At 51.2% G+C, this 13676-nt stretch carries 16 protein-coding genes; 9 read left to right on the top strand and 7 right to left on the bottom strand.

Annotated features, from left to right (window positions below):
* Both L0665_RS02240 and L0665_RS02245 read right to left on the bottom strand, forming a co-directional pair.
* Positions 1 to 258, bottom strand: coding sequence for a cation:proton antiporter (locus tag L0665_RS02240; protein ID WP_274924085.1), 258 nt, complete (start codon positions 256 to 258; stop codon positions 1 to 3).
* Positions 255 to 782 (bottom strand): Na+/H+ antiporter subunit E, encoded by a 528-nt coding sequence (locus L0665_RS02245; RefSeq protein WP_274924086.1) that lies wholly within the window; start codon positions 780 to 782, stop codon positions 255 to 257. Before L0665_RS02245 ends, L0665_RS02240 begins: the two co-directional genes overlap by 4 nt.
* 218 nt (positions 783 to 1000) lie before the next feature.
* Between L0665_RS02245 and L0665_RS02250 the strand changes: the two genes are divergently transcribed.
* Together L0665_RS02250 and hisH are read left to right on the top strand one after the other, a co-directional pair.
* The gene (locus L0665_RS02250; protein WP_274924087.1) at positions 1001 to 2413 is read left to right on the top strand and encodes a phosphoadenosine phosphosulfate reductase domain-containing protein; all 1413 of its coding nucleotides are present in this window, start codon (positions 1001 to 1003) and stop codon (positions 2411 to 2413) included.
* A complete protein-coding gene (gene hisH / locus L0665_RS02255) occupies positions 2388 to 2993 on the top strand; it encodes an imidazole glycerol phosphate synthase subunit HisH (protein WP_274924088.1) in 606 nt (201 codons plus the stop codon). The genes L0665_RS02250 and hisH overlap by 26 nt, the downstream gene beginning before the upstream one ends.
* 467 nt (positions 2994 to 3460) lie before the next feature.
* Here the strand turns inward: hisH and L0665_RS02260 are convergent, their stop codons facing one another.
* The 4 genes from L0665_RS02260 to L0665_RS02275 all read right to left on the bottom strand — a co-directional run bounded on the left by L0665_RS02260 (position 3461) and on the right by L0665_RS02275 (position 7955).
* Complete coding sequence (locus L0665_RS02260; RefSeq protein ID WP_274924089.1) at positions 3461 to 4159, bottom strand: ArsR/SmtB family transcription factor; 699 nt, start codon at positions 4157 to 4159, stop codon at positions 3461 to 3463.
* Positions 4156 to 6897: an alanine--tRNA ligase gene (gene alaS / locus L0665_RS02265; RefSeq protein ID WP_274924090.1), complete on the bottom strand. Its 2742-nt coding sequence runs from the start codon at positions 6895 to 6897 to the stop codon at positions 4156 to 4158. The genes L0665_RS02260 and alaS overlap by 4 nt, the downstream gene beginning before the upstream one ends.
* A gap of 69 nt (positions 6898 to 6966) precedes the next feature.
* On the bottom strand, positions 6967 to 7251 hold the full coding sequence (locus L0665_RS02270) for an SWIM zinc finger family protein (RefSeq protein WP_274924091.1): 285 nt from the start codon (positions 7249 to 7251) through the stop codon (positions 6967 to 6969).
* Positions 7251 to 7955: a Nif3-like dinuclear metal center hexameric protein gene (locus L0665_RS02275; RefSeq protein WP_274924092.1), complete on the bottom strand. Its 705-nt coding sequence runs from the start codon at positions 7953 to 7955 to the stop codon at positions 7251 to 7253. Before L0665_RS02275 ends, L0665_RS02270 begins: the two co-directional genes overlap by 1 nt.
* A gap of 144 nt (positions 7956 to 8099) precedes the next feature.
* Between L0665_RS02275 and L0665_RS02280 the strand changes: the two genes are divergently transcribed.
* Genes L0665_RS02280 through L0665_RS02290 form a run of 3 tightly spaced genes read left to right on the top strand, consistent with a single transcriptional unit; the run spans position 8100 to position 10695 of the window.
* Positions 8100 to 9608 carry a homocysteine biosynthesis protein gene (locus L0665_RS02280; RefSeq protein WP_274924093.1) on the top strand — a complete coding sequence of 503 codons (1509 nt, stop codon included), beginning with the start codon at positions 8100 to 8102 and terminating at the stop codon, positions 9606 to 9608.
* Positions 9605 to 9991, top strand: a complete 387-nt coding sequence (locus L0665_RS02285; RefSeq protein WP_274924094.1) for a 4Fe-4S binding protein — start codon at positions 9605 to 9607, stop codon at positions 9989 to 9991. Before L0665_RS02280 ends, L0665_RS02285 begins: the two co-directional genes overlap by 4 nt.
* Positions 9988 to 10695: a UPF0280 family protein gene (locus L0665_RS02290; protein WP_274924095.1), complete on the top strand. Its 708-nt coding sequence runs from the start codon at positions 9988 to 9990 to the stop codon at positions 10693 to 10695. Before L0665_RS02285 ends, L0665_RS02290 begins: the two co-directional genes overlap by 4 nt.
* A 40-nt stretch (positions 10696 to 10735) precedes the next feature.
* Here the strand turns inward: L0665_RS02290 and L0665_RS02295 are convergent, their stop codons facing one another.
* Positions 10736 to 11125, bottom strand: coding sequence for a hypothetical protein (locus L0665_RS02295; protein ID WP_274924096.1), 390 nt, complete (start codon positions 11123 to 11125; stop codon positions 10736 to 10738).
* A gap of 98 nt (positions 11126 to 11223) precedes the next feature.
* Here L0665_RS02295 and L0665_RS02300 point away from each other — a divergent pair, with 98 nt between their 5' ends.
* From L0665_RS02300 to L0665_RS02315, 4 genes are read left to right on the top strand one after another with little or no spacing between them, the layout of a single operon-like run.
* Positions 11224 to 11511: a hypothetical protein gene (locus L0665_RS02300; protein WP_274924097.1), complete on the top strand. Its 288-nt coding sequence runs from the start codon at positions 11224 to 11226 to the stop codon at positions 11509 to 11511.
* 1 nt (position 11512) lies between these two features.
* Positions 11513 to 12037, top strand: coding sequence for a tRNA (cytidine(56)-2'-O)-methyltransferase (locus tag L0665_RS02305; protein ID WP_274924098.1), 525 nt, complete (start codon positions 11513 to 11515; stop codon positions 12035 to 12037).
* Positions 12034 to 13119 carry an ATP-grasp domain-containing protein gene (locus L0665_RS02310; protein ID WP_274924099.1) on the top strand — a complete coding sequence of 362 codons (1086 nt, stop codon included), beginning with the start codon at positions 12034 to 12036 and terminating at the stop codon, positions 13117 to 13119. Before L0665_RS02305 ends, L0665_RS02310 begins: the two co-directional genes overlap by 4 nt.
* Positions 13113 to 13631, top strand: a complete 519-nt coding sequence (locus L0665_RS02315) for a transcription factor (RefSeq protein ID WP_274924100.1) — start codon at positions 13113 to 13115, stop codon at positions 13629 to 13631. The genes L0665_RS02310 and L0665_RS02315 overlap by 7 nt, the downstream gene beginning before the upstream one ends.
* Positions 13632 to 13676 lie beyond the last annotated feature (45 nt).

The following is a 13676-nucleotide window of genomic DNA, read 5'->3' on the forward strand; positions in this document are numbered from 1 at the left end:
TCAGAGGTCACCTCCGATGTACTTCGCAAGCCAGAGTGTCCCTACAAAAGAAAGAAGGGCATACACAATGGCCACATCCACATAGACCGTCTCGTTGAACGCAACACCGAAGACGATGATACCACAGACCGTGATGGTGTTCACCGCATCCAGTGCGACCACACGGTCCGGTGCGGTCGGCCCCAGCCAGAGACGCACCATAGCGAGAATGACGAAGAGAAGGAGGAGGCCCAGTGCCACAACCCAGATTTCAGTCATTCTGCAATCCTCCGGACCCATTCATGAATCTTAAAGAACGAGAAGAGATCAGCCGCATCAGCAGTCTTCTGCTTCACCATTTCTCTGGGGACAGAGAGCATGTGAATGTAGAAGTCACCGGTTTTCTCGTCCGCTTCCAGTGTCAGGGTACCCGGTGTCAGGGTAATGGAGTTTGCAAAAAGAAGCTGACCGAAACCGGTCGTAAGACCGGGATTGACCTTTACAATGCCGGGATTAATATTCCCGGTGATGATCCGTATTGCCACATCGATGTTTGCCCGGATGAGTTCCAGGAAGAAGGGAATACAGATATACAGACCTAAGAGCGCCCACCGGAGTGGATTCGCCATACGATAGTCAGCACCCCGACAGAACCATTTCGCAGATGCCAGAGAGACGACAAATGCAATAATTAAGCCGGTGACTATCTCAAATGCTGACCAGAGCCAGATATCACCAGACCCGGCTGTCAGCACAAGATACGTGCAAAATGCACAGATAAACGTCAGAATATACCGAATCATTCAGAACCAATACTCCCGGGTATCATTACCCAGTATTAAATGGGGAATTTATCGCCACCAAATTCCCGGAAAAATAATTATTCATTAAAATTTTCCACATAACCACACGGATTCGCAGTACTTTCTGCTATCCGGTAAGAATAAGACTTTTGAAACATATGTGGCGCGCGTTGCAAAAACCTCTCATTTCTTTATCATACAGATGAAATATTTGATGAATGCGCCTTTCATATCTCGGAAAAAATCACCTGCACTGGTGTGACACCTGTGGAACACCAGTACTGGGGAAAAAATGCAGTTGCGGCACACAAACGCGGGAGGTTGCTATCACCCCTCCCGGCGACATCAGGCCGGCATTTGATGACGACATCAAACACATCAATCAGGTATACCACGATCATTTCGGTGCAGACCTTATTCCTGAAGGGCATGTTGCCATCCTCAACAAAGTCCCGGATAATGACCGGATGGAAGAGATCGTCATGGGCGGCGCTGTTGTTGGTGCCATCCGGTTCTACCCGGATGAAGAACGATGGGAAGCCATGCCACGGCCTGCTGCTGCCCTCTATATGACTCCGTCGAAACGGTATATGGTGGTGGATCCGGGTGCAGAAACCTCCATCAAAACCAAGGGGGCATCCGTTCTTGCACCCGGCCTTATTTCAATTGAAGAACATATCGAAACGGGTGATGAAGTATTCATCATGTTGCCGGATGGGCGCTGTATCGGTGTCGGCAGGGCAAAGGTATCTGCTGCCGAGGCAGAGACGATGGAACGCGGCACCATCGCACGGACACGGAAGGGTAAACCCGTCATCTGTGTCCCGAGAGAGAGAACATGGGAAGATGTGCTCACGGCGAATGAAGAGATTCTCACCAGAATCGAGGACGAGGCAGTCCTCTTTGTCCAGCGCACGATGGAGTCAAACCCACTGCCGGCAAATGTATCCTTCTCCGGCGGAAAAGACAGCCTTGCAACTCTTCTGGTGGTCATGAAGGCGGCAGGGAAACTCCCCCTCCTCTTTGCCGATACCGGCCTTGAGTTCAAAGAAACCTACAAGAATGTCCAGGATGTAGCAGACCACTACGGCCTCGAGGTGCTCCGGACGGATATGACATCGGAGTTCTGGGACGAGATGGAGCGGCAGGGCCCGCCCGCAGTCGATGCACGCTGGTGCTGCAAGGTATGCAAACTCCAGCCAATTAAAAAACTGATTGAAGATACATGGGGAGAGTGCCTCTCATTTATCGGCCAGCGAAAGTATGAATCATTTAAACGGATGAAGAGCCCCCGTGTCTGGAGGAGCAATTTCATACCCTGCCAGCTTTCGGCAGCACCCATTCAGCACTGGACAGCACTGCATGTCTGGCTCTATATCTTCCGCGAGAATGCGCCGTATAATGTCTTATATTCACGCCGGATTGACCGAATAGGGTGTTTCATGTGCCCATCGTCAGACTGGGCAACGTTTCGGATGATCATGAAGGACTACCCGGATGAGTGGAAACGGTGGGAAGATGCACTGAATCAATACAAAGAAGCGCATGACCTCCCGGATATCTGGGTGGAGAAAGCGCTCTGGCGCAAACGGGGAGACAAAGACTATGACGACGAAAGTAGCTATACTTGATTACGGAATCGGAAATCTCCGGAGTGTAAGCCGTGGGATGGAGAAAGCAGGCGTCACACCGGTAATAACAAAGGACACTGCGATTATGATGGAGTGCGACGGGGTTGTGCTCCCGGGTGTCGGCGCTTTTTCAGAAGGGATGGATAAGCTGGGTATTCTCCGCGAGGCACTCTGCGAGTACGCAGAAGACCGGCCCGTCTTAGGTATCTGCCTTGGGATGCAGATGCTTCTTGAAAGAAGTACAGAATTCGGTCTGCACAAAGGGCTGGGACTTGTCCCCGGAGAAGTTCTCCCCTTTGAAAAGACACCGGGAATGAAAATCCCTCACATGGGATGGAATACCATCCACACCGAACAGCCCTCCCCTCTCTTTGAAGGCATCCCCCAGGAGAGCTATGTCTACTTTGTCCATTCGTTCTATGCAAAGACCAGCCCTGAGCACACCCTTACCTCCACAGACTATATCTGCAGATTTGCATCCTCAATAGGGAACGGGAATGTATACGGCGTCCAGTTTCACCCGGAGAAAAGTGGCGACACCGGCCTTGCAATACTGAAGAACTTTATTTCCCTGCTTTAAACGCAGGGCATCTTTTTTCGATTTGTTTCGGATTTTAGCCTTTCCTGCATTGCATCGTATGGTGGCACATTCAAAACGATTTCCCTGCGACACATACCATAGACAGTAAACCTCTCTCCCCAGCACGACCACAACCGCACTCCTCTTCCGCCTTCCGGAGGAGTCATGAATATGGAGCAGTGTAAGAATGACACCAGGACTACCATTTGAGAACAGAACGGGCCCAACGCCGATTCGGATTATAGCCATCTAAACAATTCACCGCCCCCTCCGGTACAAGGCGCATTTCTATGGGGGGCTGTCAGGGGAACCCCCTGACGGTGGGGAATCCGTACAGTCCATCCTCAAAACAGTAAACCACCCTCCTCTGCACAACGTTTGAGAGAAAACATCACCAATGACCAGCAGAGACCAGTCCATTATGGACGATTATAAAATTCAGAAAAAAATGAGAATAAACATAATTGTTACTGTCTGCGATACATCGCAAACAGTTCTATGAGAAGCATGAGGAAGATGACCACAAACCCGCCGCTGAAGAACGTTACCGCAAGGATGTTCGGGCCAATCTCCGGGGGTTCAGGTGCAGACTCCACTGCAGGCGGTGCATCATGCGGTGTTGCCGCAGGAACCGGGGCAGGCACAGATACCATGCCTCCTTTTTCGGCATTTGTCCCATCTTCTGCTTCTTCAGCAGAGAATGCCGTCATCTGCGCCCGTGCATCATCAGAGCCTGTGGCCATTTCATATGCCGGCCCTCCATCAGACGCAAACGAGAACATTGGCGCCATTGCAAGAAGCACCAGCGTTGCACATATTATCAGCGCAAACAGGGACGTATATTTCAGGAGCAGATCCCGGAGGTTTCCCTTTCCGGGAGACATGATGACAACCTGCTGGCGCACACCGTAGACCTTGACCACCCGGCCTTTTTCACTATAGCGGGTGCGCACAATATCAACCAGCCCTGCATCCAGCAGATTTTCAATCTGATATTTCAGGGTCGTAATCGGCTGGCCGAGACGTTCAGATAACTCGGAGAGGGTAAGTTCATCCTCAGAAAGAGTGGAAAGGACATCACTCGCTGTATTGCTGGCCATCGCCTTTCCAATCTTCTTTGCCCGTTCGTCACCGGGCTCAAGGACAAGCACTCCCTCTTCGGTCATTTCAGTTGCTCAATAATCATCTGGCGGCCGACGGCAAGTGCCTCATCAAGAGAATCTGCCGAGGCACCGCTGCCCTGTGCAAGAGAGGGTTTTCCGCCCCCTTTTCCACCAAGTATACCACATACCCGGCGCACAATCTCACCAGCGTTTACCTGCTCCACACCGGATGCAACCACAACGTGTACGCGATCTCCAATGCCTGCGAGAAGGGCAACGCCACCTTCGTTTGCATATGCGGTTGCCATCGAAACTACCTCTTTGGGAGAGGCGGTTACGGCATGTACCGTAACACTCACACCTGCAATATCTTCTACCGGAATGCTCGCGATCTCCAGTTCGGCGATCTTCTTCTGCAGGCGCTCGATATCCTTTCTCTGCTCCTTCCACTCAGTGAAGAACCGGTCAACGGATGTTGGGAGATTATCACGCTGAACACTCAGAGTCGCAACCGATGCATCAACCAGCCCTTCCAGCCACTGGTTGTATGCAACAGCTGCCATACCAGCAGAGAATTCAAGGCGTTCAATACCATCCTGCACATGCTCCAGCCGCATAATCCGCACCGAACCAATCTGGCCGGTACTGCTGCAGTGTGTACCTGCACAGGCCTGCACATCGCCTGCCACCCGGACGATACGAATGCGGGAACCCGGGGGTACACCACCCTGATACAGGTCAAATCCATATTTTTGCTCTGCTGTGGTTCGGTTTTCCCAATTGATACGCACCGGGATGTCGTTTAGCACCATTCGGTTTGCAGCATTCTCAATCAGCTTCAGTTCGTTCTCTGATATGTGACGGAAATGCCGAATATCAAGGCGTGAACTATCAACTCCTTTCTGGGCGCCTGCCTGATGGATATGCGGGCCAAGCACCTCTTTTGCTGCATGCAGCAGGACATGAGTTCCGGTGTGATGACGCATCATCGTTTTCCGGCGATCTTCATCAACCATTCCTTTGATATTTTCGCCACGTTTGAGTGATTCACCGGTGATATGATGCACAATCACATTACCAATCTTCACAACATGGTCAACCTTGTTGATCCCCTCTTCAGAGACAATTTTACCAACATCTGCCGGTTGTCCACCGCCCTCCGGGTAAAAGAGCGTCTGATCAAGCACCAGATATTCATCAAACTGGTCGAGCACCATGGCATCAAAATCGGTCGCCTGCGGGAGGTCGTAATACAGCATCTTTGTGGCAGGCAGAGCCTCAATCCTCTCACGGATTGCAGCGTACGGGTCCTCTGCATCCCCGGATTCCTCAGATTCTGAATGCACATCTGCAATTAGGGAATAGAAATTATCCGGCAGTTCCACGCCTGCACCCTCTTTTTCAGCGATGTCACGCACGATCTCAGGCGGAATGCCGTGGGAATCATACAGCTTAATCAGTTCATCAAGAGGGATGGGCAGATTCTTCTGTTTATAGGCCCGCGCAGCCTTCTGAACAATTCTGCCCCCACGTTCCATCGTAAGAGCATACTTCTCCTCCTCATTTTTGATTATTTCCCGAACAACATTTATTTCCTGTTCAAAAGAGGACATACCAATTTTCTGCATCTGGAATTCAATGAGGTCAGCAAGATTTTCGTCCATATCGATCTCATTCATCATCCGCAGCGTCCGCCTGAGCACCAGACGGGCCAGATACCCTTCCTGTGCATTGGACGGCACAATACAGTCCCCGAGCATGAAAGCAAGGCACCGGGTATGGTCAGCAATCGCATAGATACGCTCAATAGGAGCAATCATGTCCTGCAGTTTCTGATACGGCACACCGATATTCTCTGCCACCGTCTTTCGCATCTCATAGAGATTGGAACCGGTGATATCCATGAGCCCTGCATACTTTGCATTCAGCGCGAGAATACGGGTAAATTCGGCGTTATTGAGGAGAGTAGTGAGGTTTGCAGACTCAATCAGACGGCTAATGAGTTCAGGGAAAACTGCATCATAGACCGTAGGACTGCCCTGCGACGCCCACACCATACGTTCCAGACCATATCCGGTATCAACAATCCGCAGATCCATCGGGTAATAGGGCACACCATCCATATCAACCGGTTTCCTGCCGTTGTCACGTTTTGTCATGCTCATAAAGACAAGGGTTGCCACTTCGAGCCCACCAATGAGCACCTCCACACTGGGACCGGCATTGCCGCCGCCAATCCATGGATGTTCTTTGTATGTCACCCGGTTCAGGTCAGCCCCGACAGACGCGAGAAACCCGTCACAGAGGCGGACAGTATCATCCTTCCAGTATATATTATTCTCATCCGTGTTGAACGCATGATGCGCCATCATCTCAAACGTGGTCAGATGACGGCCTGAGCGCCCCACCGAATCGAGATCATTTAACCGGATACAGGGCTGGGATATGGTCAGTGGATTTGCGGGTGGTGGCACCTCACCATTGGTCACATACGGCTGGAAATCAGCAATGGACGCGATTGTAAGATAAATATCATCACGCCAGCGGGCAGCAACCGGATAGCGCCCGATTCGTGTATGGCCATTCTGTTCAAAAAACCGGAGAAATGCTTCACGCATCTCATCAATGGTATGAGGAGAGAAAATGGGGTTGCCGATGAATGAATAAGGTTCACACGGTGCATCGCCACAGTATTCACGCTCAGGGTCCCGTGTCCAGAACGCTGAACCACAGGCCTTACATATCTTCCTGACCAGACCGTTCTCTTTGAAATATTCAAGCTGGTATTCTTCCTCGAGCATGGGTAATCACAATATCCTGATTATAATAGTCGCCACGGGATTTCATATAGTGTTTGTTTCTCACGTTTTTCAGATCAGATCATGGTACCACTCATCACGCGGTACAATCGTTCCAAGCGCTTTTGCCGTCCTGTACGCAAGAATATGCCAGCACTGCAGCCCCCGGTACGTGAAGTCACCACAGGTGCAGAATTCCTCATCCACAACATATGTATCAGTGGTACCAATGACAACACAAAAGTCACGGTACTGAATAACCTGCCCGTTTTCTGCAGCAAAAACAGCCTTCTCTCCTTTGGCGCCATAGAGGCGACATACCTCTGATGTCACCTCATCTGCGTCACTACCGCCCATCAGTGCTGCACCATTGCAGGGATGTCTTCAAAAAAAGTCCACCCCATTCGCATGGCAAGCATCCGCATTCCCGGCGCTTCAGTTGCATAATGGGTGGATTCAATGAGAGGAATTCCTGAAGAACGGATGACACTATGTTTCAGTTCAGCCGAGAGAAATGCCTCTGCACCCTGCGCCTCAGCCTCACATATATGGCCATAGGAAAAGCATGAACCTCCGGCAACGGCAAGGCGGCAGGGCACACGCACATCCCCGTACACACGGAGGGGCGCACCCAAAAGGTCTGCCACTTTATCCAGGGAAAGGGTGAGTGTGCCAATGACACCCAGGGAAAGGGGGATTATATCGGTGAGATGGAGTGTCTCTGCCAGCGCATCATTGATGCCACCCTCTGCATGGTCAAAATTGGTGTGCATCACGTAGATGTTCAGCCCTGCGGCAAGTGCTGTACCAATAACCCGCCCGGATTCTCCCCCAATTCTGGTGAGTGGATCCCACAGGGGTGTGTGATGCACAACAAGCATATCAGCTCCCTTTGCAACCGCTGCACGGACCACAGAAAGTGTCGCATCAAGAGCGCAGCACACCAAATTCACCTCTTCATTCCCTTCAATAATAAGGCCGATTCTGCCACAATCAAACTCTTCTGCAAGCTCCGGCGGCGCAATCTCTTCAAGCATTGCAATAAAATCAGCGATCTGCATAGCGAATACGTAGAGAAACAACCGGGAATAAAGGTATGGATTAGGAAGGGAGGGAACAGGGAGATAAAGTCGCCAAAATAACTACAATATCACCCCCAGTAATTAAAGCAAGCATTAATTATGCACTATAGCATATCATTGATTATGGAAAAGACCATTGAACTCATCAACACCCGCATTCGTGATGGAAATGCACGGGCCGTCAGGGCAGATCAGATGCCGGACATTGTTGATGAACTGGGCGTGGCAGGCGCACTCAGAGAAGTCGACGTGGTAACGACCGGCACATTCGGTGCCATGTGCTCCTCCGGTGCATTCTTCAACTTCGGCCATTCTGACCCCCCCATACGAATGGAGAAGGTATGGATGAACGACGTTGAGGCATATGCCGGCATTGCAGCAGTAGACGCCTACCTTGGTGCCACCCAAAAATCAGAGACACAGGGCATCTCTTATGGTGGCGCCCATGTGCTCGAGGACCTTGTTGCAGGAAATTCTGTCCGACTGCGTGCACAGTCAAAAGGGACAGACTGCTACCCACGGAAAACGCTGGAGATTGATCTGACCCTTGAAGATATGAACCAGGCCACCATGGTCAATCCGCGCAACTCCTATCAGTCATATGTGGCAGCAGCCAACACCACTGACCGGACACTCTATACCTATATGGGCACATTGCTCCCGAACGCAGGAAATGTGTCATACTCTGGTGCAGGATGTCTTTCTCCCATTCCCAATGACCCCGGCCTGCGCATCATCGGCAGCGGCGTCCCGATATTCCTCTGCGGCGCAGAGGGTATGATCATCGGGGAAGGTACCCAGGCATCGCCCGGCAACGGTTTTGCCACCCTGATGACGACCGGAAATATGAACGATATGTCCACCGATTTCCTCCGGGCTGCCACTTTCAAGGGGTATAACAGCACGCTCTATGTCGGCCTCGGAGTCCCCATTCCCGTTCTCGATGAAGATGTGGTGCGCCGGACTGCTGTCCGTGACGAAGACCTGAAGACCACAATTGCAGATTACGGCGTCCCCAGCCGCGACCGTCCCACCCTGCGTGAAGTCACCTATGCCGAACTCAAGTGCGGTCATGTAGAGATGGACGGCGAGGAAGTGAAGACATCGTCTCTTTCGTCCTACAAGAAAGCGCTTGAAGTCGCAGATGAACTGAAATCATGGGTCGAGAGTGGAAAAATGGAGCTCGCCCTCCCCACACGCAGAATAAACACGGAAAAAACGTCACGCCCGATGCGCGACCGGGCACGTGCACCCCAGGTCCGTGACATCATGAACACGAGCCTTGTTACCATCAGCGAAGATGAGGACATCCGGACGGCAGCAAAACGACTGCTCAGAGGGGGAACCAATCATCTCCCGGTGCTTGACGGCGCAAACCGGTTGGTTGGTATTGTCACCACCTTTGACATCTCTAAGGCTGTGGCATCCAACGGGAAGGGAGAGACGGTGAAAGACATCATGACAAAACGGGTGGTATATACGTCACCTGCTGAGGCAGTGGATGTGGCCACCCATAAACTGGAGAGAAACAATATCAGTGCCCTTCCGGTTGTAGACGAAAGCGGCAAACTGGTAGGAATACTGTCAGCAATTGATCTGAGCAAACTCTTTGAACGGGGGTGGAAGCAATGAAACTCTTAGTCACATTTTCCAAAAAAGGCGGCAAACAGCCCCTCATTGCGCAGACTGTGAAAGATACTGGCGTTCTAATCAATGTAGAGCGGGCATTTATTGATTCAAACGAAGGTGAGGTCTTAATCGACATCCCTGACAAAGATACGAAGGTCATCTGTGATGCAATGGAGAAGGCAGGCGCACGCGTGAAACAGATGGAAGACTCCGTCATCAGAGATGAGTCTGAGTGCGTAAACTGCGGTGCATGCATCAGTGTCTGCCCACAGGACGTGCTCTCCTTTGATGAGACATGGACCCTCTGTGTAGACGGTTCGAAGTGTGTCCTCTGCGGCAAATGTGTGGATGCCTGCCCCCACCAGGCGCTTTCACTGCTCCCATGATCCGGGAACATTTCCAGTACCGGACAACCATCACCACCATCCTCGCTGAAGAGGAGAAATATATCAACGCAGCCAAAATAGCAATGGTGGACGCCCGGAGTGAACTGGAACACGAAATTCTCCGGGACCCTTTTTTTGGATCAACCTATGACCCATACACAACAGAGGTATCCTCAGCAGTGGCACAGCGGATGTCTGCGGCATCAAAACCAGCAGGAGTCGGCCCGATGGCCGCTGTCGCAGGGACAATTGCATGGTATGGTGTTGAAGCAATGCAGGATGCAGGAGCTACCTTCGCGGTGATCGATAATGGCGGTGATATTGCCCTCATTGCAGACCATGAAGTCACCATCGGGATTCATGCAGGAACCTCCTCATTTTCCGGGAAACTGGCATTTCGGATCCCACCTCAGGAGACGATCCTCGGCATATGCACCTCTTCTGCCACAGTCGGACCGTCAGTCTCATTTGGAACAGCCGATGCAGTGACAGTATTCTCCCGGAATGTGTCCCTTGCAGACGCCTGGGCGACATCACTGTGCAATGACTTTACCGAATGTTCGGATGAATTTTTTCAGTCAAGAGACCTCAGGGGAGTCTGCGGCATCTGTGCCATCGCAGGGGACACCCTCTGCCGGTGGGGCACCCTTCCGGAGATCGTAAAAGCATCTGTTGATCCCGCCCTTATAACCGCAGGAAGATAACATCGAGATCAGCAGAAGGGCTGCTGTCAGAACCAAAAAATCAGTTGTTGTCCACCCATTCTGCTGCGTCCCGGTATGCGCCTTTCCCGCTAAACGTTTCGAGCACCGCTTCCCCGTCGGTGACAAGTATCTCGGGAAGAGCATCCACGACACGGAACCGAATTTCATATATATCACGCTCCTCAATCAGCACACCTTCCGTAAGTGAGGATGCCGACAAGAGCATGAGACGTTCTCCAGGAAGAATTTCAGGTTCATAGCGGAAGAAATACCAGAACACCTGATAAGCATTCAGAAAATCAGAGACTAATAGTTCGTTTTTCACACCTTCATCCAGATCATCAAGGACAGATACCAGTTTTGTCATATCCTCGTCACTGATTTCAAGTATCTTGTCGGCAAGTTCTGCCAGTTCAAAATAATCGGTCATATCTCACCTGCCTTTTGCACATAAAAATCTCTCTTCTGTTGTTGTTGCACCATGAAACGGTAAAAAACTATATGCCCGCATCCGGGTAACCTTTCAATGTGCGAGCAGAAGACAGAGATTGGCAGATATACCATATTATCGCAGATAAATCCGAAATAAACGTGGATGAAATCTGCAAAATGAGCGGCAGAGAAGAACACATTGCTAAAGAATCACTGGACCGGCTGGAGAAATACCACCTTATTTCACGAAAAGGAGAGACCTGCTCATCAAAATCCATTCAGGAGATTCTTATCACTGCAGAAATGAAGCAGGCAATGAAAGACTCACCCATCTACATGGAAGACGGTGTCATTAAAGTCAGAAAGGAAGGGGGGGACGAATAAAATGGTATCAGATGTACGGGTCCTGCGGCTGGGCCACCGACCGGAACGTGACCAGCGCGTGACAACTCATGTGGCACTCACTGCCCGGGCGCTGGGGGCAAAAGGTATGTACCTTGCAGCAGATGACAAGGGCGTGCGCCAGTCAGCAACTGATGTCGCCAATCGCTGGGGCGGCACCTTCTTTGTTGAGAATAATGTGTCATGGAAGAAGGTCATCCGCGAATGGAAAGATGCAGGGGGCGTCGTTGTCCACCTGACGATGTACGGCCTACGAATGACAGACGCCATCGGTGAAATTAAAGAACACGAAAAAGTGCTTGTGGTTGTTGGCGCTGAGAAAGTGCCGTCAGACATCTACGACCTTGCAGATTACAATATTTCAGTCACCACACAGCCCCACTCAGAGATCTCAAGCCTGGCCCTCATCCTCGACAGGCTCTTTGACGGAGGTGAACTGAACCGCGAATACCCGGATGCAGAGATGAAAATAATCCCAACCGAACATGGCAAGAGGTTTGAGGATTGAAGGGCCGGGTCCTTGTTGCAGGGTTTGCAACCCGCCATGTGGTCAGGTCTGCGTATAATGCCGGCTTTGAGGTCTGTGCCATTGACCATTTCTGTGATCAGGACCTCGCCTGGTGCACAAAAGAACACCAGACTTTTGAGGAACTGACCGAATTACCGGACATCGTTGCAGATATCTGCTCACGACATACGTTTGATGCCATTGTCACCTCCTCCGGTGCAGAGGACATGGACCTCGGGCGAGACATCTGCGGGACACCACGGGATGTGGCCGCCCGATTCTGCACAAAGAAGAGCATTCAGCAGTTCTTTGAGGAGCATGAATTTCCGGTGCCGCCCCTTCTTGCCGAGGGAGAATATCCCGCGTTTATTAAGCCTGACACCGGCGCGGGCGGTTGGCGCAATACCCTTGCCGCCACACCGGACGACGAGGCGACATGGACTGACTGCTGGCCGGACACCCCCTACGTCCGGCAGACGCCAGTGGAAGGCATTCCCTGCAGTGTCTCCTGTATCGCGGACGGCACATCTGCGCGGGCCCTCAGCCTGAACTGCCAGCTCAACCGTGGCGGGGAAGGAGAACGCAGATTTGGATTTGCCGGGGCAATTACCCCTTTCCAGCCGAAAGAACGTGAGAGTATCCTCACACTTGCAGAGGATATTGCAGCGAAAAGCGGGTGCGTTGGCTCACTGGGTATTGACTTCATGCTGACCGATGACGGCATCCGCACCATTGAAATCAATCCACGGTTCCAGGCAACGCTTGACATCGTAGAGATGAGTACAGGGGTAAATATCTTTGAGATGCACCGCAATGCGACCAAAGGCATTCTTCCCGCATCCCGGCCAACCCCAAAAAAGACCGCCGTCCGCTCCATCATCTTTGCAGATCATGACTGTGTGGTAAAAGATGACCTGAAATCACTTCATCCCGACATTGCAGACATCCCATGGCCAGGAACAGAGATTGAAGAGGGAGGTGCAGTCCTCAGCGTCTATGGCCGTGGGCAAAATGAGGACGAAGCACTCGCGATCTTGGATAAGACTATTACCAGAGTACACAGATATATGAGCAGATGGTAGAGGAGATAGACGTGCTGGATAATCCTGCAGTCCGGGCATATTTGATTCGGATGGTAGGAGAAGAAGGACTAACCCTTCTGGAAAATTTTGACCGTACAATTGAGAAGACCGATGAGGAACTGGCAGAAGAAACTGAAATAAACCTCAATTCAGTCAGAAATACACTGTACACACTCTATGGGAAGCGTCTTGCCCAATATCGACGGGAAAAAAATCAGGAGACCGGGTGGCTCACCTACAAATGGAGACTCAGGCTGGATAACCTGAACGATGCCCTCACCGAGGACATGGAGAATGCATTTGATAAACTGGATGAACGGGAAAAGTATGAAGATGAAAATGACTTCTTCATCTGCAATACCTGCGGTATCGTTTATACGTTCACTGATGCTCTTGCAGTCGAATTCACCTGTAATTGTGGAACCCACATGGAACATTTTGATAACGAACTTCTTCTCAATGCACTCAAAGCGCGCGTTGCCGCAATGAGAACAACACTCGGCAAAGTCTGATGCTCCCATCAGAAGACCCATTTTTATTTCTTCACCGGGCGGGGT

The organism is Methanogenium marinum, assembly GCF_028912405.1.
Lineage (GTDB): Archaea > Halobacteriota > Methanomicrobia > Methanomicrobiales > Methanomicrobiaceae > Methanogenium > Methanogenium marinum.